At 65.0% G+C, this 22,589-nt stretch carries 21 protein-coding genes, 1 pseudogene and 1 other annotated feature; of the genes and pseudogenes, 13 read left to right on the forward strand and 9 right to left on the reverse strand.

Features of this window, described 5'->3' with window-relative positions:
* Window positions 1-516 precede the first annotated feature (516 nt).
* The 6 genes and pseudogenes from ACPXYO_RS19065 to ACPXYO_RS19090 all read left to right on the forward strand — a co-directional run bounded on the left by ACPXYO_RS19065 (window position 517) and on the right by ACPXYO_RS19090 (window position 5,536).
* The gene (locus ACPXYO_RS19065; RefSeq protein WP_423923768.1) at window positions 517-1,170 is read left to right on the forward strand and encodes a hypothetical protein; all 654 of its coding nucleotides are present in this window, start codon (window positions 517-519) and stop codon (window positions 1,168-1,170) included.
* Window positions 1,171-1,377: 207 nt separating this feature from the next.
* A complete protein-coding gene (locus ACPXYO_RS19070; RefSeq protein ID WP_423923766.1) occupies window positions 1,378-2,073 on the forward strand; it encodes a hypothetical protein in 696 nt (231 codons plus the stop codon).
* A 37-nt stretch (window positions 2,074-2,110) separates the two neighbouring features.
* The gene (locus tag ACPXYO_RS19075; RefSeq protein ID WP_423923764.1) at window positions 2,111-3,193 is read left to right on the forward strand and encodes a nucleotidyl transferase AbiEii/AbiGii toxin family protein; all 1,083 of its coding nucleotides are present in this window, start codon (window positions 2,111-2,113) and stop codon (window positions 3,191-3,193) included.
* A 314-nt stretch (window positions 3,194-3,507) separates the two neighbouring features.
* Window positions 3,508-3,687 carry a hypothetical protein gene (locus ACPXYO_RS19080; protein ID WP_423923762.1) on the forward strand — a complete coding sequence of 60 codons (180 nt, stop codon included), beginning with the start codon at window positions 3,508-3,510 and terminating at the stop codon, window positions 3,685-3,687.
* Window positions 3,688-3,817: 130 nt separating this feature from the next.
* Window positions 3,818-3,922, forward strand: a pseudogene (locus tag ACPXYO_RS19085) (topoisomerase DNA-binding C4 zinc finger domain-containing protein); the annotation flags it as partial.
* A gap of 936 nt (window positions 3,923-4,858) precedes the next feature.
* Window positions 4,859-5,536, forward strand: a complete 678-nt coding sequence (locus ACPXYO_RS19090; RefSeq protein WP_423923760.1) for a hypothetical protein — start codon at window positions 4,859-4,861, stop codon at window positions 5,534-5,536.
* A gap of 508 nt (window positions 5,537-6,044) precedes the next feature.
* Here the strand turns inward: ACPXYO_RS19090 and ACPXYO_RS19095 are convergent.
* Both ACPXYO_RS19095 and ACPXYO_RS19100 read right to left on the reverse strand, forming a co-directional pair.
* A protein-coding gene (locus tag ACPXYO_RS19095; protein WP_423923774.1) for an IS3 family transposase occupies window positions 6,045-7,324 on the reverse strand; the annotation gives its coding sequence in 2 pieces (ribosomal slippage) (window positions 6,045-7,045 and window positions 7,045-7,324; 1,281 coding nt in all).
* Window positions 6,918-7,046, reverse strand: a sequence feature (AL1L pseudoknot). (Overlaps the previous gene by 129 nt.)
* Before the next feature lie 118 nt (window positions 7,325-7,442).
* Entirely contained in the window at window positions 7,443-8,273 is an 831-nt protein-coding gene (locus ACPXYO_RS19100) for an IS5 family transposase (protein WP_423918737.1), read from the reverse strand.
* 563 nt (window positions 8,274-8,836) lie between these two features.
* Between ACPXYO_RS19100 and ACPXYO_RS19105 the strand changes: the two genes are divergently transcribed.
* A complete protein-coding gene (locus ACPXYO_RS19105; RefSeq protein ID WP_423923776.1) occupies window positions 8,837-10,168 on the forward strand; it encodes an IS1380 family transposase in 1,332 nt (443 codons plus the stop codon).
* 445 nt (window positions 10,169-10,613) lie between these two features.
* Here the strand turns inward: ACPXYO_RS19105 and ACPXYO_RS19110 are convergent, their stop codons facing one another.
* A complete protein-coding gene (locus ACPXYO_RS19110; protein ID WP_423923778.1) occupies window positions 10,614-11,315 on the reverse strand; it encodes a hypothetical protein in 702 nt (233 codons plus the stop codon).
* Window positions 11,316-11,520: 205 nt separating this feature from the next.
* Here ACPXYO_RS19110 and istA point away from each other — a divergent pair, with 205 nt between their 5' ends.
* From istA to ACPXYO_RS19135, 5 genes are all read left to right on the forward strand, one after another.
* Window positions 11,521-13,005 (forward strand): IS21 family transposase, encoded by a 1,485-nt coding sequence (gene istA / locus ACPXYO_RS19115; RefSeq protein ID WP_423918680.1) that lies wholly within the window; start codon window positions 11,521-11,523, stop codon window positions 13,003-13,005.
* On the forward strand, window positions 13,002-13,766 hold the full coding sequence (gene istB, locus ACPXYO_RS19120; protein WP_423916039.1) for an IS21-like element helper ATPase IstB: 765 nt from the start codon (window positions 13,002-13,004) through the stop codon (window positions 13,764-13,766). The genes istA and istB overlap by 4 nt, the downstream gene beginning before the upstream one ends.
* Window positions 13,767-14,608: 842 nt before the next feature.
* Window positions 14,609-14,803 (forward strand): hypothetical protein, encoded by a 195-nt coding sequence (locus ACPXYO_RS19125; protein ID WP_423923754.1) that lies wholly within the window; start codon window positions 14,609-14,611, stop codon window positions 14,801-14,803.
* Window positions 14,804-15,131: 328 nt separating this feature from the next.
* Window positions 15,132-15,680: a MarR family winged helix-turn-helix transcriptional regulator gene (locus ACPXYO_RS19130; protein ID WP_423923752.1), complete on the forward strand. Its 549-nt coding sequence runs from the start codon at window positions 15,132-15,134 to the stop codon at window positions 15,678-15,680.
* Between the two features lie 229 nt (window positions 15,681-15,909).
* Window positions 15,910-16,251, forward strand: coding sequence for a WhiB family transcriptional regulator (locus ACPXYO_RS19135; RefSeq protein ID WP_423923750.1), 342 nt, complete (start codon window positions 15,910-15,912; stop codon window positions 16,249-16,251).
* Window positions 16,252-16,429: 178 nt separating this feature from the next.
* On the opposite strand, the gene ACPXYO_RS19140 is transcribed toward ACPXYO_RS19135, so the two are convergent.
* The 3 genes from ACPXYO_RS19140 to ACPXYO_RS19150 form a co-directional block, all read right to left on the reverse strand.
* The gene (locus ACPXYO_RS19140; RefSeq protein ID WP_423923748.1) at window positions 16,430-17,380 is read right to left on the reverse strand and encodes a DNA-methyltransferase; all 951 of its coding nucleotides are present in this window, start codon (window positions 17,378-17,380) and stop codon (window positions 16,430-16,432) included.
* 640 nt (window positions 17,381-18,020) lie between these two features.
* Window positions 18,021-18,296, reverse strand: coding sequence for a hypothetical protein (locus ACPXYO_RS19145; protein WP_423923746.1), 276 nt, complete (start codon window positions 18,294-18,296; stop codon window positions 18,021-18,023).
* 150 nt (window positions 18,297-18,446) lie between these two features.
* Window positions 18,447-18,665, reverse strand: a complete 219-nt coding sequence (locus ACPXYO_RS19150) for a hypothetical protein (RefSeq protein ID WP_423923744.1) — start codon at window positions 18,663-18,665, stop codon at window positions 18,447-18,449.
* 114 nt (window positions 18,666-18,779) lie between these two features.
* Here ACPXYO_RS19150 and ACPXYO_RS19155 point away from each other — a divergent pair, with 114 nt between their 5' ends.
* The gene (locus tag ACPXYO_RS19155; protein WP_423923742.1) at window positions 18,780-19,865 is read left to right on the forward strand and encodes a DNA cytosine methyltransferase; all 1,086 of its coding nucleotides are present in this window, start codon (window positions 18,780-18,782) and stop codon (window positions 19,863-19,865) included.
* A gap of 348 nt (window positions 19,866-20,213) precedes the next feature.
* Here the strand turns inward: ACPXYO_RS19155 and ACPXYO_RS19160 are convergent, their stop codons facing one another.
* The 3 genes from ACPXYO_RS19160 to ACPXYO_RS19170 form a co-directional block, all read right to left on the reverse strand.
* Window positions 20,214-21,548, reverse strand: a complete 1,335-nt coding sequence (locus tag ACPXYO_RS19160; RefSeq protein WP_423923780.1) for a transposase — start codon at window positions 21,546-21,548, stop codon at window positions 20,214-20,216.
* Complete coding sequence (locus tag ACPXYO_RS19165) at window positions 21,511-21,765, reverse strand: hypothetical protein (protein WP_423923782.1); 255 nt, start codon at window positions 21,763-21,765, stop codon at window positions 21,511-21,513. Before ACPXYO_RS19165 ends, ACPXYO_RS19160 begins: the two co-directional genes overlap by 38 nt.
* A gap of 245 nt (window positions 21,766-22,010) precedes the next feature.
* On the reverse strand, window positions 22,011-22,214 hold the full coding sequence (locus ACPXYO_RS19170) for a hypothetical protein (protein ID WP_423923740.1): 204 nt from the start codon (window positions 22,212-22,214) through the stop codon (window positions 22,011-22,013).
* Between the last annotated feature and the right edge of the window lie 375 nt (window positions 22,215-22,589).

Raw genomic sequence — 22,589 nt, forward strand, 5'->3', positions numbered from 1 at the left:
TCAACCCGTCGTGCATCGCGGCCACTACACACCGCGTCGTTCGCAACATCTGAACGAGCACTGCCCGTCGGACGTCGAATGGGGCTTCGAGGAACAGTGAAACGGCTGCTCACTGCGGCTGCCGCCACACTGATGGCCGCTGCCCTCGTCCTGCCGCCCAAGCCGAAACAGTCGCCAGCCGGGAGTTGCCCGCCGAAGCCGTTGAACGCACACAGCCCAGGCTCGTGATCCATGGGCACTCGCATCAATCGAATCGCGAACGCGCCAACGACCAGACCCAAGCCGTCGGTCTCGCCGCGGACGGGACTCCCAGGAGCATGGCGCAGCTCGCATTCGATACTCCGCCCGATGTGTCGTTCGTGTCGTGATGCGGCTTCGTGGCTTCAGGCCGCGGGCCTGCCGAGACACCCGTCGAATTTCTTGCCTCAGGCACCGACAAGACGCCCGGCTGCGTGACATGCCAGACAAGACGAACATGGCGGGCCTGGTGAGCAACGAGTCAGCGGGCCGACTGCAGTGACTGATCCAGAGGGTGACGCCGGACGCTCCCGGCAGGACCAGATCGACCCGGCTAGGGCCGCGGCGCTCACCGAGCTTGGCGAGCGCCGCGCGGCTCAGGGCATGCACGCGAGGGTTTATGTGCGCGACGGGATGACGGCCGCCATGGTCCACCGTGACGGTGACACAGGGGCAACGATCGACGAGGCATTGGTCGAAGGCGCCGATCTCATCGAGACGCTGGCCGCTGAGATCGCCGAGGAGATGGGGCTGCCCGATGACTGGCTCGCCCACACCGGCGGCAAACCGACGCCGCCGTCGGCACCACCCCCGCCCCCACGACGCGGCCGACTCGCAGCCGCCTGCGACCGCATCGTGCGCAGGGTCGTGAAGACGGCAGTCCGGCTGGCCGGCTGGGGTCGGGCATACGCCCTCGAACACCCCGACAGCAGGGTCCGTCGGCACCTCGGCCAGTTGGGCATCCGCACAGCCGGATGCATTGTCAAGGTGGCGCGGAGGCTGCCGTCACCCGGGAAGCGGCCCGATAGTCACTTCTTGGCCAGTGCACCCTGTTTGTGTTGGCCAGTTGCATCCGATTCGGCCCGTTTTTCGCGTTTAGCCACGTGTTCGGGGGCCGTCTGCCTCATCTGTGGCGCGAGAAGCGTCTGTTAGGGAGGTGCCGCGAGGTGTTCTGGCATCGGAGCCGCCGGTGTCGGTCCAGGGAGGGGTCGCGGAGGACGGTTCGTCGGACTGTTGAGGCTCGTAGGTCTTGGGGCGGGTTGCGTTCTTGGCTCGTCTGGCCTCGTGCGCCCCTGGGTGGGTATTTTCGTTCGTTACAACGAAGTTGCACGTCCAAGTGGCGACCAGTAGGGTTCGGTTGTGAGCGACGAAGCTGTGGAATTGCGGGTTTGGATCGACCAACTGCCAGCGCAGTCGTTTTTCTTCACTGACGAAATCCCGGGTTGGTCGCCCTCGCTCCGGTTCACCTTGGCTCGTATCGCTACTGACCCGGCGCATCCGCTTGTGCGCGTGTCCCGCGGGTTCTTCTGCAAGTGTTGGCATCAAGACAGTTCGCCGCAGGATCAAGCCAGAACGGTGAACGTCCGCTTGGCGAGCCTCTACTTGGCCGGCGAAGGCGGCGGGGCCGCAAACTGGAATGCCCTGAATCTGGTGGGATGGACTGCGCAACACCCTCGACGCAAAGACGTCGGGTGCGTCGGGCGACCCCCTAGGTCACCTTGGGAGCACACAAGATTCGTGCAGCGCAACAACGAGCGGCGGCACGAACTCAGTTGGGCCGAAGTGACTCTGCTTGAGGCCGTGCGCATGTTCGAAAGCGGCGACTTGGACTGGGATGAAGCAGTCGAGGTCATCACGTCCGGCGACTATCTCGGCCGGCTCCGGTACGGTGCCGAAGTGGACACCGAGCGGTTTCGCTGGGGTGCCGAAGGTGAGATCAGGCAGCCGAATGCGTTCCATTCCCGAGTGGAGGACCTGAGCGCGTCAATGCCTGATCATGACTCGTTCGTTGATTGGCGTGCCCGCGCGGTGTTGGCAAAGCCGTTGAGTGCCTGAGCACCATCGCCGTGCGCACATGCGGCAAGGCAGACCGGTGCGCCCCACCATCGTGAGGACCAAGGGTGATAAGAGTGCTGCTGATGGCAGCGGCTCGAAAGCTGCCCGTGCCGCTTATGACCAGGCCCTCAACGAATCGACTCCGCTCAACACCGACATCGACACTGACGAAGGCCCGAGCGCTTCCAGCGGGTTTGCCAGTGACAGAGCGGCCTTTTCCGAGGCCGTGGGGATGGTCTCGGAAAAGACGAAACTTGCTCCAGAGCAGATCATCCACGACTACTGGCTGGTCCGCACGCTCTACGCGTTAAGCAAACACCTTCCCGAAGATGGTGCCCTCCACAATCGTGTCGGGGCTTGGGTATTCGGCGGCGGCACCTCGTTGGCGACGGCATGGCGTTTCGTTCGCCGGTACTCGGAAGACATCGACGGGGTGCTGTTCGTCGCAGATACCGACAAGGCGAAACGCAACGCACAACGGCGTGCCTCATCCGGCATCGCGAAATGGGCCACGGATGACCCGGACATCACAATCCCGATGATCGAAGGCAAGCGGGTCCTCAAGTCATTCTTCACGGTCGGCGATGTCCCGAGGTACATCAAGTTTGAGACATCGATCATCGATGCCTCCGCGGATGGCCTAGTTGAGCCTCGCGAGGTCAAGTCGATGATGTGCCTGCAAGGTGAATCAGCATGGGTCGAGGAGCACCCTGAGCTGGGAGGCTTCGTCATGCCGTGCGCGAAACCGGCATGGATCGCTGTCAACAAGTTCGACGCACTCCATCGGCGCGCCCAAGACAGAAATCATGACGGTATCAAAGAGCGCGGTCGTGACCTGTATGACCTATGGGCACTTGCGATTCAGCCGCCGGTCGCTGACGAGATCAGAAAGCGAATGGCCGACCTTTGGGAGCCAGCGGCGGCCGGGTTGGGCAGGAACGTGACCCCACGACCTGCAGGCGGTTACGCGGACAGCCCGGTGTTCCAAGCAGGAACTGCCGCTTACTCGGCGTTGCAAGAAGGATTCGACGAGGCCGTCGCCACCACTGTTTGGGGCGCCGCGCCCAAGTTCGAAACGGCCGTCAAGGCCGTGTGTGCGCTTGATGACTCAAGCATTTGACGGCCTCTGGCACTCAGATGCCAGCATCAGCCCTCAGCCGACGCCAAACTGCCATCGCCTCGGCGTGGCCCTTTGCGAGAGCGCTCAGCCCCCCAAGAAGCCCATTTCGCCCCGAATTCACCCTGAAAATGGCAGTCTCAGCGCCCAGTTGCGCCAGCAGCGCCTGACTTCGGAGCGTCGCGTAACGTTCTGACCAGGGGTTTTGCCCTCTCGTGGCCAATGTGGAGATTCGGCTAAAATCATGTGGAGATTCACGGATCGGCCAAAATTTGCCCCGTCTGACTTGGGCAAACGCGACTGGCCAACACCTGATAGTGGTCATCCTGGCGTGGCGCGAAGGAGACACGACCGCCACGATCGATGATGCGCTGCGCGACGGGCCGCGGATCGTCGGCGAGATCGCGGCGGAGGTTGCTGAGGAGCGGGGGGTGCCAGCGGATTGGCTGTCTCGCATCGGTGAAGTCCTGGCAGTGCCCCCGGAAGCCAACTCCTGACTCTGAGCGGACACTTGGCTCGGCGACCCGCGGGCGCTGGTCCCAACTACAGTCCACGTTCTCTAGGAAGCTGTCCGTGACCTCCGAACGCACCGATCCTCGAATCCCCGAAGGCTCCGCAGAGATGTCTTGCCCGAAGTGCGACGCGCCGATGGTGCGCAGGGTCGCCAAGCGGGGGGACAACGCCGGGAACGAATTCTGGGGCTGCTCGGCGTTTCCGAAGTGCCGTTCGATCGTGCCGATCGAAGAACCCGTACCAGTGGTGCCTCCGGCCGCTGCAGAGACCGGTCAGGTGTGCCCGTTCAGCAGTCTGCCGCCTGAACCTCAGAAGGGACTTCTGAAGAAGGCGATCGCTGCGATGGACGGATTCTGGCGCTGGAACCTCGAACTGGATGAGCCGGACGCGACAGATCGCTGGAAGCCTGCGCATCGCCGCAAGGTGCTTGACTATCTGCACATTCGCGACGGGGAGAGATGCGGGCTGTGCGGTGCCGTCATGAAGCTGAAGGGCGCGCAAGTCGAGCATGTGGTTCCGAAGCGGTTTGCGGTGTTCGAACTCGACGCGGACGGCAAAGCCCGTCAGGGCACCTACTACACGAGCGTGCTGCACGGCATGGAGAACCTCCAAGCGGCGCATCCGCGTTGCAACAAGTACAAGGGCAACAAACCGGACATCCGCGAGTGGAGACACCCGAGCATGCCGCGTCTGGTGGTAGCCAAGACCACAGACGGCCGGGTGCTGATGCTGCCTCCAACTGAACCGGACAGCACTGATTGACCGAGCGCTTTCCGACAGCCGGCGCGCAGCCGCCGACCCGATCATCGGTCTTGTGCCTGTATGTCCGAACTGGCACGCCATGCTGCACCGGCACCCTGACAAGCCGTGCTCCGTGGAATATCTACGGCGGGTGATGGGGAGGGGGCACTGATTCGCACTCCAGACGCTCAATCACCAGCAGCGTTCGGATCGTCCCCGCGGATGCTGAGCAGCCGAGGTCAACGCCGACCCCAGTTCGTAGAATGCCTCCTGTGCGGGGGAGTGGACCCCGCTGACTGCCGCCGCCGTTCGTGTCACATCCCATTGGCAGCATGGGATGCATGAACAGCATCTTGCGTGTACGGCGGCATCGGGGTCGCTGCGCGGTCCGCGTCGCGTCCCGAGGAGGTATTCGTGGTTGTTGACGCCGAGTCCGTGTCGGATACGACCGTTTGGGATGTGCTGGGCGGCATCGGCGGACTCGCCGCGGGGGTCTCATTGTTGATCTTGGTGTACATCCAGGCGAGGCCCAGAGTCAACCGTTGGGCGCTCACCCGGTTCCTGCATGCCACGGTCGCGTACGAGTTGCGCGACAGGTTGACGAACGAACAGACGCGTGACCTTACGTGGAGGCACCGGCTTCGCCGTTGGCGCCGCAACCAAATGTTTGAGGGCTACCAGCGACTCATGACCATGAGTCAGCGAGTGAAGGCGCGTCAACTCGAATCCGCCTTCATGTCGGCAAGATCCAAGTTGGTGGGCACTTGGGCACCGGATGACCTGGTGTTACCAGATCACCTGACGGAGGAGGAGCGAAGCATGCTTCTCGAAGCCGCCGCGGTTTCGAGAATGCGTGAAGAACGGCACCGGCTCAGGCGTCTGATGCGCGCCCGCAAGGGCGTTCGATGCGCAGGCGGATGCGGGACGCGCTACGGCAAGCGACACAGGGATCACGATTTCCACGGCGGCGGCGGCATCGAAGGCGGCTGGCGCTGCTCATCGAAGGATTCGTGCCGCACGAAGGCAACTGGGGATCACTTCTGCGGGATGTGCGCATTGAAAGACAAGTGGGAAGATGCTGTGTCGATCTAGCCCAGCACGAACCGACGTTGTGACCAGCATGATTCGGGATTTGTCAGTTCGGGTGTGAAATGGCAAGTCCGATCTGCCGGCCGATACAGGGACAAGCCTCTGACCTGTGGTTTCTCGATCCGACAGTCAATCCGCATCAAAATGCGCTTGCCAATTTCGCCGAGATCGCTTACCCAGCCCATTTTCTCGGGGCGCTGACCTGCGGCTCTAGGTTCAGCGCCAACTCGTTTGGCTGTCGCTACGGTCGTCCCTGAACGCGGGAAAGCGTGGGTCAAGGGCGGGTTGTGCTGTGGATCAGGTGACGTTGGTCGGCCGAGCAGACGTGCGAGCGGCGGTGCTGCCCGCGCGAGCGGCTTATCTGGTGAAGGCCGGCGATCGGCAGGCCGCCTTGACAGCGGTGCGGGAAGCCTCGACACGGTGGGCCGGCGTCACCGAGCCGATCATTCCGGTTCGAACCAGCGGCCGAATCGACGCATGGTGGGTGCAGGTTGTCGAGTTGAGCAATGAATCACCCCGGGTTCAGTAGAGACTCGGGTTGTTGAGTCACGGCCGGGGTGGCTGTGACGGTTTGACGGTAGTAGGCGGTTTCGTGTTCGGCGGGGGTGGTGTAGCTGCCGCGGCCGGGCAGCAGGGCGCTGTGGCTGCGTCGGTGGTTGTACCAGTCGACGTATTCGAGGGTGGCGAACTCGACGTCGCGCAGTCCTTGCCACGGTCCCCGGGGGTAGACGAGCTCCCATTTGAACAGGCCGTTGAAGCTCTCGATCATGGCGTTGTCATAGGAATCGCCTCGGGTTCCGACCGAGGCGACGATGTCGTTGTCGTCGAGGCGCTGGCTGTAGCGAATGGAAAGATATTGCGACCCGCGGTCGCTGTGATGAGTCACCTCCTCGATGCTGTGGCCGTCGCGGCGGCGCCCCGAGATGGCCATCTCCAAGGCATCGAGCGCCAGCTCGGTGCGCAGCGACCACGACGCCTGCCAGCCCAGGACCCGGCGCGAATAGGCGTCGATCATGAACGACACGTACACCCAGCCGCTGCGGGTGCGCACGTAGGTGAGATCGGCGAGCCACAGCCGGTTCGGGGCCGGCACTGTGAAATCCCGGTTCACCAGGTCCGCGGGCCGGCAGGCGTCGGGGTCGCTGGTGGTGGTGCGCACCGTGGCGCCTCGGCGGGTCCCTTCGAGGCTCAGCTGGCGCATCAGCCGCTCCACAGTGCAGCGAGCCACCGTGATGCCCTCGACGCGGTTGAGGTGATCCCACACCTTGGCCGCCCCGTACGCGTCGTAATTGTCCCGGTGCACACGAGCGATCTCTCCGCACAACCAGGCGTCGCGCTGCGCCCGCGCCGACGGCGGCCGGCACCTGGCTGCGTAATAGGTGGACGGGGCGATCCCGACGCCGTGCTCGGCGAGCACAGCGCAGATCGGCTCGACCCCGAACCGGTCGCGATGGGCGTCGATGAACGCCACTATCGCTTCGACTGGCGGTCGAGCTCCGCCCCGAAGAAAGCCGACGCCGCCTTCAATATCTCGTTCGCTCGGCGCAGCTCACGGTTCTCGCCTTCGAGCTCTTTGATCCGAGCCCGCTCCGCTGAGGTCACCCCGGCCCGGGTCCCGCCGTCGATCTCAGCGCGGCGCACCCACAGCCGCACCGTCTCCGGGGTCGGGCCCAGCTTGTCGGCGACCGAGCAGATCGCCTCCCACTGCGACCCATAGCAGCGCTCGTTGTCGAGCACCATTCTCACCGCACGCTCACGCAGCTCGGCTGGATATCTCCCATTTCCTGGCATCGCTCCATCCTCTCAAGGAACAGAGCCTCCACCAAACCCGGTGTGATTCAACCCGGCGACTGGTGGATGGTCGCCTATTGACGCGGCCTCTTAGGAGCCGAGCCGGTAGGTGTGTTTGTCACTGGTTTGCCCAGCGGTTGCGGTGGTCGATGAGGCGTGCGGTGATCAAGACGGTGGTGGCCAGGCACAGGGCGGCGTGGCGGTGGATGGTCTTGCGGTCGGTGTTGCGCCGCAGCTGCCCGTAGTTGGACCACCAGGTGTTGGTGGCCTCGACGATCCAGCGAAGCCCGAGGCTGAGCCGGTGCGGCGTGCCGGGCGGCGGTTTGGTGCCGCGTCGTTGGATGTCGAGGTCGGTGATCCCGCGGGCGGCGAGCCCGGCGCGCACCGTGGGGTAGTCGTAGCCGCGGTCCAGGCTCAAGGTGCCGATGTCGTGGTGCAGCCCGGTGGCGTTCACGGCGTCGAGGGTGGGTTCGAGCAAGGCGACGTCGTTGCGGTTGGCGCCGTCGATGCTCCACGCGATCGGGATGCCGTGGCGTTCGGCGGCCACTGACCATTTCCAGCCCAGTTTCCCCCGGTCCACGGGGCTTTTGCCGGTCCCTTCGCCGCCGCAGGGCGCCTTGTGGATCGACCCGTCCAGCGCCACGACACCCAGGTCGAGCCCGATGATTCGGTCGAACGCGGCCAGCGCCTCGCAGCGCAGCCGCTCGAACACCCCAGCAGCGATCCACTCGTCGCGTCGGCGCCGCAGCGTGGTGTCCGACACCACGCGGCCCATGATCGCTTCGATGTCGGTCCACGACGCGCCCGTCACCAGCCGGATCACGATCCCCCGAAAGCACACCTCGTCGGGAATTCTGGGGTTGTGGCAGCCCAACGGATGAGAGTCATCAGGCGGCGGAACCAGCGGCTCCACCGCCGCCCAGATCGCGTCTGACACCTCTGGGTCCATAGCGCGTGTCATGATCCCGAAAGCCTCCACTGGTCGTTGGCGGGTGAATGCACTCGCAATCAAACGCGAGACACACCAACGACCGGTGGATGCCACCTACCCGCGCGGGTCCTTAGCCGCCTCGAACGCCAGCGGTTCGGCGACTGCGACTGCGAGTGCCATCGCCGCCTCGTGATGGCTGTCGGCGTACGCGCGGAGAGAGCATCTCGTCAGAGTTTGCGCGCCTCGGATCGCGGGATCGTTCGATTCCTCGATCAGCGAAGCGCACTGTTCAACCACGCCCGCCTCGTTCGCCCGCAGGACATCCGCGCGGTCGTCGGGATCTGCTGCAGCAAGATCGGTGAGCACTTGTGGTGGCGGGACCCAGCAGACCGGAATACCGCTCTCGACAGCTATCGACAGCGCATTCTCCGGTGTGACGCGACTAGCCCTGATTTTTCATGAGTCTGGTGGGCTTGGGTGTGTGAGTCCGCGGAAAAGCCCCTCTGATCTGCGACGATGCGTGTTGTCGAGGCACGCGGTCGGCAGTTCAGGGGGGCATCTCCGAGGTGAAACTTAGCAGTGTGACAAACGCGCGTCTGGCAGGCGGCGGGGATCGGGTGGTGTGGGGTGCGGGGCTGTTCGCTTTGGGCGGTTTCGCGGACCGGGTCGGGCTGACCGAGGCGCTGTCGGCGGCGGTGCCGCGCCGCGGCGAGCGCGCCCCGGTCCATGACCGGGGCCGGCTGTTGGCGCATTTGCTGTTGGTGCTCGCCGGCGGCGGTGAGGCGTGCACAGATATCGAGCATCTGCGGTCTCAGCGGGAGCTGTTCGGGGCGGTGGGGTCGGACTCGACGCTGTATCGGGCGCTGCGGGGCATCGACGCCTCGGCGCTGGGCGGGCTGTGGGCAGCCGCGGCCGAGGCGCGTGAGCGAGTGTGGTCCCAGCGCCGCGGTTCGGGTCCGTTGGTGGTCGACATCGACTCGACGCTGGTGGAGGTCCACTCGCCCAACAAGGCGGGTGCGGCGCCGCATTTCAAGGGCGGGTACGGGTTCCACCCGATGATCTGCTCGACCGCGGACGGGGAGCCGTTGTGGGCGAAGCTGCGCCCGGGCAACGCGGCCGCGAACAGCATCGCCGATCACGTCGAGGTGCTCGACGCTGCGATATCGGTGCTGCCCGACGCTGACGCGGCAGGCCATCGGGCAGGCGACGATCTGGCGCTCGCAGGACGCGAGATGGTGCTGCGCTTGGACTCAGGAGGCTGTTCGGCGCGTATCGCCGCGGCGTGCAGGGACCGCAACGTGACGTTTTTCATGTCCGCCCGGGCCACAGCAGGCATCGACGCCGCGATCGCTGCGGCCCGCTGCGACCCAGGGCGGTGGACGCCGGGGGTGCCGAACCCCAAACAGCGGCATCCCAAAGCGCACGTCGCCGAGCTCACCGACCTGGTGGACCTGTCGGGCTGGCCAGCGCGGACACGGCTGATCATCCGACGCGAGCCCTTGCATCCGGGCGCGCAGCGCAGCCTGTTCGCGTCCGAGAACTTCCGCTACTGGGGATTCCTCACCGACGCTGCGGGCAGCCCCGCCCGGCTCGACCGTCTCATGCGCAAGCACGCCGACGTCGAGGACGCCATAGCCCGCCTCAAAGACAGCGGACTGGCCCGCATGCCCTTCACAGCCTGGGACGCCAACTGTGCATGGGCAGCGCTGTGCATGATCAGCGCCGCGCTCGTGCACTGGTTCCAGACACAGCGCCTTGCCGGACCGCTCAAACGCGCGGCACCCAAACGGCTCCGCTGGCAGCTGTGGCACCTGCCCGCGCTCGTATGCGAAACCGGCCGACGCACCTGGCTGCGGCTCCCCACCGCACACCCCGGCACCCGAAGCCTGCTCGCCGCCCAGCACCCCAACTGAGCACCCCGCACCCCCAGCCGCCAACAGCGCCGCTCACGCGGCGGCCGACCCGTCGCGCCCACACACCCATGTCAGGGTCCAACACCGGCCCTGCGACCACCCCAGCGGCACCAAACAACACCCACCGGGTCCCGTCAAGCCGACAAACCCGCCCGACACACCAAAACACAACCCATAAACCCTGAACAGGCATTCTCGTGAATAATCAGGGCTAGTGAGCCAGTTGCCCGGTCGCAGCATCTTGTAAGCGGCAGCCAGCGTCGGGTTCGTCTTGGCCTTCTCGTGAACGTCAGGATCGTCCACATGTTCGAGTTGGGCGAATATCTCGCCCAGGTCCCGGTGTCCGCTGTCGCTCATGACTCGGGGATTCTAAGTACGCGGGGGAAGCAGCCGCGATGGCGCTGGCATGGTGGATCGAACGGATGCCGCTCGGGTAGCCGATCGTTCATTCCTCCGGTGACGGCAGGATGACGCTGCTGAAATGCAGCAGGGCGATCGCTTTGAGGCTGTTCTCCTCAGCGCCGTAATCGGTCACCTCGCCATGAAGAACTTGATGCCTGTTGAGTTCTGAGAAACCCACGGCGCGTTGTCCCTCGCTTTGCTTCATCTTCCACCTGGGATTCTTCAGAGCTTCCAGCAGGCGCTCAATAAGTCCACCTTCGACTTGATCGCCTTGAGCGGCAGCGACGATTTCCTCAATGTCTCCGTGAAACAGACTGCGTTTGCAACGGTCATGCCAGAATCCGTCGATTTGCGTGAAGAACACCGGAACCGACAGATTGAACTGCTGTTCTCGATGTGCTGCAAACGCGTCGTGCAGTATCGCCGCCCTGTTCGGAAACCCTTGGACGACGTCTCTTTCAATCCGGTCAATTTGATTCGTGACCAACTGGCACATCCGCCCGTTTGCGCCAGCCGGATCATGCTGAAAGAGTTCGGCGGCTGCGCAGAGGTCGCTCTCGGGTGCCGATAAGGGCAGATACCAGCCGTTTTCGATCAATGCAGCGAGATGCTCAGAGTTCAGTATTTCCGTAGGATCGACATGCACTCGCCACTCGTTGACGAATTGTGCCGAGAACTGTCCGATCTGTTTCTGTAGCGCCACAGCAGATGCCTGAGCAGGTCCACGGACATAGTTCTGTGGCACCGCGGCATACCCTGTCGGCGGCCATGAGATCCTGCCCAGTGGCGGCCATGTAGCTGCCCGCTGGCGGCCGACGGTTCTGCCCAGCGGCGGCCAACAGAACTGCCCGCGTTGAAGTCCATTTCCCGTCGGGGTGCACCGCGGCGGGGTGCTCCTCCTACTCGAATAGCCGGTCACCACAACCGTGACCATCGAGCAGGAGGAGCAAGTGAAGTCTCGCGAGGAAATCATGAACATGTTGGAAGCGTTCGACCTGACTGGGTCGTTCCGGGATGCCGGCGAGCTGGCCGGTTGTTCGCATCACACCGTCGCCGCGTATGTGGCTGAGCGCGACGAGGGTCGGCTGGGGGGTGTGGGCCCGGTGCGGCGGAAACGGATCATCGATCCGTGGCTGCCGAAGATCGAGGAGTGGGTGGAGCGCTCCTGTGGCAAGATCCGCGCCGATCGTTGCCACGCCAAGCTGAAAGCGTTGGGGTTCGAGGGTTCGGATCGCACGGTGCGCCGAGCAGTGGCGGAGGCCAAGAAGAGCTTCCGGGCGGGTCGGCGGCGGGTGTATCGGCCGTGGATCCCCGAGCCGGGCATGTGGGCGCAGTGGGACTGGGGCGCGGGCCCGGTCATCGCCGGGCGGCGGACGAATCTGTTTTGCGCGTGGCTGGCGTGGTCGAGGTTCCGGGTGCCGGTCGCGACCTGGGACCGCACCCTGCCCACGGTGATCGCCTGTGTGGATCGGGCGATGCGAGCCTTTGGCGGCGCTGCGACGTATTGGCTCACCGACAACGAGCGCACGGTCACGATCGACCACGTCGCCGGGATCGCCGTGCGCCATCCGGAGATCGTTGCGGTCGGCGGCCACTACGGCGTGACGGTCGCGACGTGTGTGCCGGCGGACCCTGAATCCAAAGGCGGCAGCGAGGCGACGGTGCGGGTCGCCAAGGCCGACTTGGTGCCAACCGACGCGAACCTGCGCGGCGACTACGCCAGTTGGGCCGAGCTGGTCGAGGCCTGCGAGGCGTTCACCGCTGAGGTGAACGAGCGGGTCCATCGGGTGACCCGGCGGGCGCCGGTGGAGATGCTCACCGAGGAACGGCACCGGCTGCACGCGCTGCCCGAACGCCCATACACGGCAGCGCTCGGGGAGACCCGGAAAGTCTCTTGGAGCTCCACGGTCAGCTTCGGCGGCGTGACCTACTCGGTCCCGCACACCCTCGCCGATGAGACGGTGTGGGTGCGCGTCGACGGTGACCAGGTCGTCGTCACCCACTGCGCACCGTCAGGCCCAATCGAGGTCGCCCGCCACCAGAGTTCGACACCCGGGCATCCGATGATCGACGACGCCCACTACCCGCCACGCCCGGCTGGGCCACTGGCGCGGCGTCCGAAGCCGACGAGCGCGGCCGAGACCGAGTTCCTCGCCATCGGAGACGGCGCCCGCACCTGGCTCGTTGAAGCAGCCGCCGCGGGCACGACCCGCATGAAGGTCAAGATGGCCCAAGCCGTCACCCTTGCCCGCCTCCACGGCCAGGTCCGCGTTGATTGGGCGCTCGGCCACTCCGCGATGTTCGGCCGCTTCGCAGACGGCGACCTGGCCTCGATCCTGGCTGCTGACCCGCCCGGACAACCCCGGCGCGCCGATGACGCGCACTCGCTGCAGCCCGGCACCGCCGCTTGGGGTCGCCTCGGAGGCGACCGATGAACCCAGCGCCGATCGACGAGGTCGTCGACTTGCTCCGCGCCCTGCGCCTACCCCACATGCGCGCCGCAGCACCGGACCTGTTGGCCACCGCCAAGGCACAACGCTGGGAACCGGCCGAAGCAATGAGGGCACTGCTGGCCGAGGAGCTCGCCGGCCGCCAAGCATCCTCAATCCGGGCCCGGCGCAAAGCGGCCGGGTTCCCCACCGGCAAGACCTTCGACATCTGGGACGGAACCGTCAGCTCGATCCCGGCGCCGACCCAGCGGGCGCTACGCACCCTGGAGTGGATCCACCGCCACGAGAACCTCGTCGTGTGCGGACCATCAGGCACAGGCAAGACGCACTTCCTTGAAGCGCTCGGCCAGGCCGCCGTCGATGCCGGCCACAAGGTGTCCTGGTTCAGTCTCGAGCACCTCGGCGCGCTCGTGCGCCGCCACAGCGCCGACGACACCGCCGCCAAGGCCATCCGGCGGATCATGCGCTCCGACGTCATCGTGATCGACGACATCGGCCTGCTCCCAGTCACCACCGAGACCGCCGAGGCGCTCTACCGGGTCGTCGACGCCGCTTACGAGAAACGCTCCATCGCCCTGTCGAGCAACCTTCACCCCGCCGGGTTCGACGAACTCATGCCCAAGACCATCGCCAACGCCACCGTCGACCGGCTGCTCCACCACGCCCACGTCGTCATGACCGCCGGCGACAGCATCCGCCTCACCCAAGCCACCGCCGGCAAGGGGGTGACGCCACTGACCAACTGACCCACGGGCAGAACACCTGGCCACCACCGGGCAGTTCTGTTGGCCACCAACGGGCAGTCCTGCTGTCCGCCACTGGGCAGATCCCACTGGCCCTTGACAATACCCCAAGTCCGGTGTGAGATTGCGCTGAAGCGAATCCATGTGCTGCAAGTGGGATGAAGGTTCCGGACGATCGAATCGGGACACAGCGCTATACACGCGGCGATCCTGCTCGGGCACGTCCTCGGCGTGACCCATCACGTCTCCCAACCGAGACTTCGCCCCCAACAGCACCCCGGGGCGCGGCGTTTCGCTACGGGGCATCCGTAGTCGTCCATGTCAAGGCCCATGGGTCGATTATGGACACACCGAACCTGCAGACGCACCCGAATTTCATAGATGTGCTTCAGAAACCGAGCGGAGCAAGCAACGTCGCACGTCTCGCCTCGTGCGTAAGGCAGCCACGGACCGCGATCTGGCATCTACGCCTACATGCTCCACATTCGCCTCCGTGATGCTGTGACCAGCGCAAATACCTGCCGTCGTGACCTGCCGTAGGCGAAAAAGTCAGCGCGAAACGGCTCGCGGCGGGCATCGGCGGCGTCACGTCATGGCGAGATTGACGCCTCTTATCGAGCGTTACGCTGCAAAATACGGCCCTGGCCTGCACAAACACTGCTCGGAGGCAGCGCAGAACCGCTCTGAACAAGCGAAACCCAAATGTGGAGTACCCCCCATTTCAAATGTGGAGTCCCCTTTTTGGCGCTCGCACGGGCGAGCAAACCCGCAGGTCAGGGGCACCGAGAGCTAACTCGCAAACAAGCCTTGCCTCAGGCGTCAAGCCGATCAAACGGCTGGAGCTGATGCAGGACCGTAGAGACATCGAAGCGCAACTCGAAGCGATGCAAGCCGAGCCGGACATGAGCAGCGTCGAAGCAGAGTTCGTCACCCACGCGGCGAACTACGCCGCACGCAAAGGCATCCAGTACGCCACCTGGCGCGAAGCCGGCGTGGCAGCAGACCTGCTTGCCAGGGCAGGAATCACACGAGGACAGTAGGAGCATGCTGCTGCGGGTTTGTCATATCGCCACGAGTGATCCTGGGCAGTGATCCTGATCTGTGGGCATGGCTCGGCGGGCAAGCCTCCCCGCAGTACTGCTGAGCGACTCTGAGTGCTCGGTGCGGGCTGAGGCAATCATGGTCGGAGCAGCGCGGCTGCGGGGCAGGCCGGGACCGTGGAAGGGGCTGAGCAGCTGCTGCATTTGTCGTTGCCGACGGTCTCGGGAGGCGCCGAACCCGAGAGCACCGAGAATCGTGCTGATTCACACTATTGTCTCGGGCAATTCATGCAATTTGCCCGCAAGTCTCCGAGACTCTCGTCACGCCATGGCCGCTGAAGAGTTGCAGTGTCCGTCGCGCGGGTCCGGCGACGCAGCCGGAAGCAGGCTCACAGGCGTGCTGGGCGGCGCCGTCGCGGAACTGGCGAACGTGATCAGCGCCGGCGCTTCGATCGAGATCGACCGCTGCGGTCTCGAATCAGAGGAATTTGCTGTCCTGCGGCTGTTCTGTGAGCAGGGAGAGTGGAACGCGACCCAGCTGGCACGACAGTTGCAGATCGACGCATCCCGGATAAGCCGCCTCGTGACGAAGCTGGTCGACCGTCGGTTGCTGCGCAGAAGGCGTGCCGCGACTGACCGGCGCGTGGTCCATCTCAAGCTGACGCAGCAAGGCCGGGATCTCATCGACGAAATGCGCGAGTGTTTCGAGGCATTCGAGGCGGAACTGCTGAGAGGCGTCAGCAGTAAGGAGATCGACAGTTTCCTGGCAACGGTGCGCACGGTCGTGAACAATTTCGCCGACGCGGAACACGTTCTCCCGAGTTCGTCGCCCGCCGCGGTGCGCAGTGCGGAATGCAGGTCGACGCTTCTGCCTTAGGCCATGCGAATGAGAGGCATCTTGGCTGCGACGCGCCCCAGTTGCCGCAGCGACGAGGCCCCTTGCGTTCGTGAGTGGTGCTCGGCGTAGCTCAGCTCAGTGCGAGTCCGCAGGTCTGCCTTTCGCGACTGCACGAATCAGAGTCCAAGAATCTTGCAGCGATTGCCGGCTCTTGACTTCCCGGCAAGGCGTTGACGCAAGAATAGTTGTTTTATGACAATATTTGCAAATGACAACTATTCTAGACCGGCTGATCTCTCAATCCCAGGACTCTTGGCGTGCGGACGCTGCTTGCAAGGGCGCCGATACGAGCACCTTCTATATCGGCCCCGGCAAGTCACCCCACGCCGCCCTCACAGTATGCGATCGCTGCGAGGTTCGCAGGGAGTGCCTTCAATACGCGCTCGACAACGAAGAGGACTACGGCATATGGGGCGGGCTCAACGCTGACCAGAGGAGACGGCTCCGCCGACGCCGCAACGATGCGAGTCCACCCTTGCTTGTCTTTTCGGGAGTCCGAGCCGGTGCAGTCCCGCTGAGCCCTGCCGTACTGTTGCCTGCGACTCAGTGACCCGACTCCGCGAGTTGCCGATGCCGCCCGAGAGCTCGCCCGACTCGGAGACATTGCCTCACGCCTCTCCGATGAGGGCGGCGATCTCACCAATGCGATGGGCGTCCGGACGACAGCGGACACGGCTCGACCACCGCGACACGAGGCAGTTGAGCGACGCCACCGTGCCTCGTGATGGTCACGGGAGCACCCAAGCGTTCGGCATCTGTTCGAGTCGCTCACGTGCCATGTCGACATATGCGGGTTCGATGTCGATGCCGATGCTGTGCCGTCCCCACTTGGCGGCGCTGACGAGTGTGGTGCCCGATCCCATGAATGGGTCGAGGACAGTGTCGCCAACGAAGCTGAACATGCGGATCAGCCGGTCCGACAGTTCCTCGGGGAACGGAGCAGGGTGCTGTTTGGTGGACGCGCCTGGCGGCCCGTCCCAGATCTGGCGGAACCACTGGCTGTGGACATCCTTGGGGATAACGCTCAGGACCCTGTTCTCGAGCGGCACTGACCGGTACCCGCCGGGCTTGCGCTGCATCAGGATGTACTCGATGTCGTTCTTCAGCACCGAGTTCGGCTCGTACGGCTTGCCGAGGCAGGCCCCGCTGCCGCCGCCGCTCTCGTGGCGGGCGTTGGCGATCTTGTGCCAGAAGATCGGCGCCAGATTGTCGAGACCGATCTTGCGGCATTGCTCCTGGATGGATGCGTGCAGCGGCACGACGGTGTGGCGTCCGTTGTTGCGCCGCCGCGACAGGCACACGTCGCCGACGACGATCACGAGTCGTCCTCCCGGTGTGAGCGCCTCGTAGCAGGCCTGCCATACCGGTGTGAGACGATCGAGAAACTCCTCGTAGTCGGAGATCGAGCCGAGCTGGCCGTCGCGACGCGAGTATTCCTTCAGGTTCCAATACGGCGGGGAAGTGACGACGAGGTCCACCTGTCCGATGAGCTGTCGCCACATCGTGGGATCAGCGGCGTCTGCGAGGACGATCCGGTGCTCGGTGTGCAGTGTGCGCACAGCTTCGCTGATTGCTGGCGTCGCCGCTCGGTCCTTGGCGATCCGAGGCAGGTCCCGACTGGGGTCCGAGAGCTCCAAGCGCAGGGAGCGGACAGCGTCGGCGATCGATGTGTCGGCCACCGATTCGTTCGACCGCGCCAGCGCCCCGGCACGATCCCCCCGGCGAGCAGGGCGCGATCGGCGCCGGGACGGCCTGCCGGGGGCGCCTGGGGGAGAGGCGCCGATGCGGCAGCTGCCACCGTGATCTCGGCCCCGGCCGGCTCCCTCCCCGTGACGCGCCGCGGCCCCCTTATGGCCGACGTCACAGCAGGCAGAGGAGCGCTTCAGCATCCTCGGCGAACATAGTGAGCGGAGGTTCCCGGAGGCCCACAACGCTGCACGGCGGGACTGCGTCATTTTGACCAGCGGGAACACTCCGACTCCCGACTGCCACGAGTCCCAGTATTCGGCCCGAGACGCATGCTTATGGAGGTGCTGGTGCGTTCCAGCTGCCGAACATCAGCGTTCCAGTCTCGGCGCCGCCGCGTTTCCGGTTGCACGAGCAGGTGTACCGGACAGCGCTCTGACCTGCACAATCACCGTCTGGATGGCACGCGCAGCAGCTAGACAGCGCCGAATCGAAGTGCAGAGCACCCCCTCTGCAACGGTTGAGCCATTGAAAGCTGACTTGGCCGAGCGAGCAAAGCCGCTGGTCAGCATCGCCGGGCGCCAATTCGAACACGGACTACTGGCCCAGTTCAGAGATTCGATCGCTGAACGCTTACGGCACTTCGGCGGCGTTCCGGCGGCGGATGATGTGCTCGTTGACGGCTTGCTGTGGGTCCCATTGGTCGCTGCGAAGCAGATTCTCCGCTGACGCTCGTGTCACTTCCGGTCGTCGCGCAGAGACGGCGGAGGTGACTTCCCTCAGCTGCCTCCAGTTGTAGACGCCATCGCTGAACGGGCTTCCGAGATTGCGTGCCGCTTGCGCGCACGACATCTGCTCGTTGGTCAGGAGGGGCATCGCTAGATCGGCGTTGCTGAGCAGCTGCCTCACTCCGCGAGATCCGAGTCGGAAGTCCAGCGACAGCTTGCCGTGGTTCTTCAGGTAGTTCTTGGCGAACCTTCAGTCGAGTTCAGACGAACCCACGTCGAGAACGCGGTGGATGAGGCGCGCAAGCCGTATGGGACAGTCACCGTCGGCTTCTCATCGGCGCATGTCAGCGGCCACGGCGCTCGCCTGCTCGGATGCCGGAACGCCTTTGTCCAGAAGCACCCGGTGCGCCTCCACCAGGACGGTGTGCTCGATTGAGGCGTCGAGCGGCAGCTGAAGTCCCCGAATGACGCGCGAAAGGTCGCTCGAACTTGCAGCGAGGTCGTCCTCCACGGCACCAGGACAGGTGGGTGGCCGGTCGCGCAGCCGCATGATCGGGAGACGAGTTGGCCCATGGGCCTCGCCTGGCAAGCAGGCACCGGTTCAGCGCGGCGAATTGAGGGACCGGTTCCGTCAAGCTGCCTACTCTCCAAACGGAGATTGTCCATGGTGTCAACAGTGCACGGCAAGGGATTCACGCTCGCATCGCTCTATTGCGGAGCAGGCGGCCTTGACATCGGCTTCGTCGCGGCTGGCTACATCCCCCTGTACTCGATCGACATCGACCAGTCAGCGATCGAGACTTACTCGGCGTCCTTGAAGCGTCTCGCCGATCGGCTGCCGCATCTCGGCGGGCGTGGGCACTTGTGCGTCTGCGGCGATCTCGACCGGCACTTGTCTGATCTTCGCGATGTCGAAGTTGACGTCGTCATCGGCGGGCCGCCGTGCCAGGGGTTCTCGGTAGCGGGCAAGATGGACCTCGGCGATCCGCGATCCAGGCATGTCTGGCGCTTCTTGGACGCGGTGGAAGCCGCTCGTCCGCGTGGCTTCGTCATGGAGAACGTCAAGGCCCTCGCGGCGAATCGGCGATGGTCCCGGCTGCTCGACGGGCTGCGGGACAAGGCCGCGGAGCTTGGGTACGAGACGCATGTGCTGCTGCTGAACGCCTCCCGCTACGGAGTGCCTCAAGCCCGAGAGCGAATGTTCTTGATCGGCGTCCCGCCGGGCAGCTCGTTCGAGGCGCCGACGCCGACAAGCGCCGAGCGCCCGCCGGCTGTCCGGGACGCGCTGGATGCCCTGCCGCCCTGGCGCAGCCCCGGGAACGACAGCGTGTGCACGGCACGCGTCACTCCGGCGAGAAGGCCGGTGATGCGGCGCTCGCCGTTCGCCGGCATGCTCTTCAACGGAGCGGGCCGGCCGATGCGGCTTGACCGGCCCGCTCCGACCCTTCTCGCGTCGATGGGCGGCAATTGCACCCCGATCGTCGACCAAGTGTGTCTGGACGGCCTCGACGATTGCTGGGTGACTCGCTATCACGCGCACCTGGCTGCTGGCGGTGCTCCCTGCTCACGGATTCCCCCGCGCCTGCGGCGCATCACGGTTGAGGAGGCAGCCGCCATCCAGGGCTTTCCCGTCGACATGGAATGGCGTGGTGCTCAGAGTGCGATCTACCGTCAGATCGGCAACGCCGTTCCGCCCGCGCTCGGAACTGCCGTTGCCGAAGCACTCGGAACTGCGCTGGCAGCGACATAGTTCGGCGGATCTGGCCTCGCTACCCGGGAGTCCCTCCTCTGCTCCGACGACAGAGTTGGGCACCCAAGCGCGGAACGCGGGTTCCACGCTGCGCGCCGAGGCGGCGCCTCGTGACGGGGCACTGTGCTCGTTGAGTCCGAGTCGCTTGCTGTGTTCTTGCACGCCGGTGCTGCGCAGTCCTAGGAGGGTGGTCGGCAATTGGGGTGTGGTGTGTGTTGTTTGTTGAGCGTGCGCGGTTGTCTGGTCGGTGGTTCGGGGTGGGTTGGGCGCGGGTGTTCTGCTTGATGATGCCCAGGCGCATCGTCGGTCGGCCAGTGGGGGCCGGGGTCGCCGGTCGGGGCGGGTGTTTTACCTGATGATGCCGAGGCGGCCGGCGCGGTCGAGGTTGAGGGCGGCGATTCGCAGGTCGAGCCACAGGTTGGCCTTGTCGAGGCCGCGCCAGGGGACGTTTTTGGTGCGGGACTTGATCTGAGCGATTTTGCGTTCGGCTTGGGTTCGCAGTCGGTATCGGCTGAGGAACTCCGGTGTCCATCGTTGCGCTCTTGCGGGGGCGAGGAGTTCTTCGTGGGGGTTGATCTCGACGATTCGGCCGCCGTCGCGTGTGGTGCATCGGGGCTTGAGCTCGCATGCTGCACAATCGGTTGCTGCGAACCGCGCCTGGCGCCGTTTGGCGCCGCGCGGCGGCGGGATGGGTGCGGTGTTCCCTTGCGGGCAGGTGACCGTCGCTGCTTCGAGGTCGATGTCGAAGTCGGCTTTGGTGAGCTTGTCGCCGCGGGTCGGGATCGGCTGGGCGGGGGCGACGAGGTGGATGCCTCGGTCGGCCATCGCTTGGCGGGTGGGCCCCGATCCGTAGTGGGTGTCGGCGATGATCTCGGCGACCGGGACCGGGTCGGCGTCGATGAGGTCTTCGATCACAGCGGCGTCGTGGGTGGTCGCGAGCGTCGCGGCCGCTGAGCAGACCAGGTCCGAGTCCACATCCGCGGACACGTGCAGCTTGTAGCCGTCGTAGCGGTCGGTGCGCGAACGGTGCCCGTGCCGAGCGTCGGGATCGACCGTGGAGATGACCCGGTCCGGGGCCACCCGTTGAGCTATCCGCGGGGTCTGGGCTCCGTCGTCGTCGGCGGCGATCTCGATGTCCTGGCCCGCCACGACCCTCAACAGCTCGACCGCCCCAGCCAGGCCCGGGTCCCCGAAACGGGCGCAGAACCCGATGACGGTCTCGGCGTCGCCGAACAGCTCCGCGACCAGAGCCGCCCGTGCTTGGGGGTCTGCCCACATGATCTGCGGCTTGGCCCCCCGGTCGTAGTCGTCACGCGACAACAGCCCCGCCAGCTCCGCCCCGGCATCGGCGTCGATCCCGCCCAGCACCCCGACGCACCTGCGGACCCCGGACCTGATGAGCGTGATCGTGTCCTGGGTCAGCACGCAGTCCGCCACACCGGTCGAGTCCATCGTGCGGCGATGGCCGATCACCCCGGCGCGCTTGGCAGCGATCTTGACACGATCCCCCAAAAAGGACTCCATCCCGGCGCGAACCAGACGCGCCCGGAACTCCACCAGCACCACATGAGCAATCCCCCGATGCTCCAGCGGCAAACCCAAAGCCGCTTTCCACGACATGTCGAACCGCGAACGCCGCTGCGCCTCACGGTCCGACACGCCATAGAACAACTGCAACAACAACAAACGCCGCCACCACCGACGGCGGATGCGACGGCCGACCCCGGCCAGACGCATACAACGCATCAAAATCGGCATCACAGAACAGCTCGCCCCGAGCCTGCCCCAACGTCACCAAGAACCCCTCGGTGTCGAGCAGGCCGCCCACCAACACCCCGACATCGAAAATCGAACCCTGACCATCAGCCGAACCGCGCACCCCACCATCATCCGCGATCACGCCCCCCAACACGAGGACCCACCCCCGGACTTTCCGACCACCCTCCTAGGCCTACGGTCCGGACGGCTGCGCGAGAGTCTGAGAAGAATCACAAGTCGTCTGCCCGGTGAGGCAGCTCACCGGAGTGCTGCACTCACCGCACCGGATTCCATTGTGGCGGAGTCGTGTGCCGTTGAGCATGAGGGCGTCTCCTGCGGGGAGGTGAAGCAAGGATCCAGTCGGACATGAAGCCTTGCGTAATCGGTTTAGGCGCATGCGCGGACATTTGCGATGTCGCGGCGCAGCCTCTGGACCAAAACCCTGTCGACAGCAGTTGCGATGTCCTCGTTTGCCAGTCCGGTGAGCATTCCCGATTCGTGCATGTCCGGGATGCGTTGCGCGATCTCAGGAGCAGCGATGCGATCGAGGCGCCAAGGTGTCAAATAGACGGTTTCAGTCTGATCCTGCATGAGCAATGCAAGTGCTATTGCAACGAGACAGCAATGCAATGCAGCTGTGTCACTCGCGGTTCGACTCTGAAGCACGTCAGCCGCAGCGGACCTGCTGATGAATGCAGTCATGCAGATTTCTCGGTGATATCGGACAAGCGACCGTTAATTTCCGCTGGACAATGCATCAGCGGGCAATTGGGCGCTCCCAGGATATGGACAGTGCGGACTGAGAAACCGAGTCACGTATGGCGATCGTCTTCAGATCACTGCAGAGAAGCCGAAGCCGCTGATCGGGGTGAGTCTCGGCAGTGCGCCTGACGCTTCCGCTCGCCGGGCGCACTGCCGATATGAGACTCCGTGAGCAATACCAGACTCACGGACGCAACTCTAGAG

It is taken from the genome of Candidatus Poriferisodalis sp. (assembly GCF_965237655.1).
Classification (GTDB): Bacteria; Actinomycetota; Acidimicrobiia; order Acidimicrobiales; family Poriferisodalaceae; genus Poriferisodalis.

Bases quoted from the DNA above. Each gene is read 5' to 3' on its own strand.
- ACPXYO_RS19100 (WP_423918737.1), bottom strand. From the start codon at position 8,273: ATGGACCCAGAGGTGTCAGACGCGATCTGGGCGGCGGTGGAGCCGCTG.
- ACPXYO_RS19135 (WP_423923750.1), top strand. From the start codon at position 15,910: ATGACAACTATTCTAGACCGGCTGATCTCTCAATCCCAGGACTCTTGG.
- ACPXYO_RS19155 (WP_423923742.1), top strand. From the start codon at position 18,780: ATGGTGTCAACAGTGCACGGCAAGGGATTCACGCTCGCATCGCTCTAT.
- istB (WP_423916039.1), top strand. From the start codon at position 13,002: ATGAACCCAGCGCCGATCGACGAGGTCGTCGACTTGCTCCGCGCCCTG.
- ACPXYO_RS19130 (WP_423923752.1), top strand. From the start codon at position 15,132: ATGGCCGCTGAAGAGTTGCAGTGTCCGTCGCGCGGGTCCGGCGACGCA.
- ACPXYO_RS19170 (WP_423923740.1), bottom strand. From the start codon at position 22,214: ATGCAGGATCAGACTGAAACCGTCTATTTGACACCTTGGCGCCTCGAT.
- ACPXYO_RS19125 (WP_423923754.1), top strand. From the start codon at position 14,609: ATGCAGGACCGTAGAGACATCGAAGCGCAACTCGAAGCGATGCAAGCC.
- ACPXYO_RS19150 (WP_423923744.1), bottom strand. From the start codon at position 18,665: ATGCGGCTGCGCGACCGGCCACCCACCTGTCCTGGTGCCGTGGAGGAC.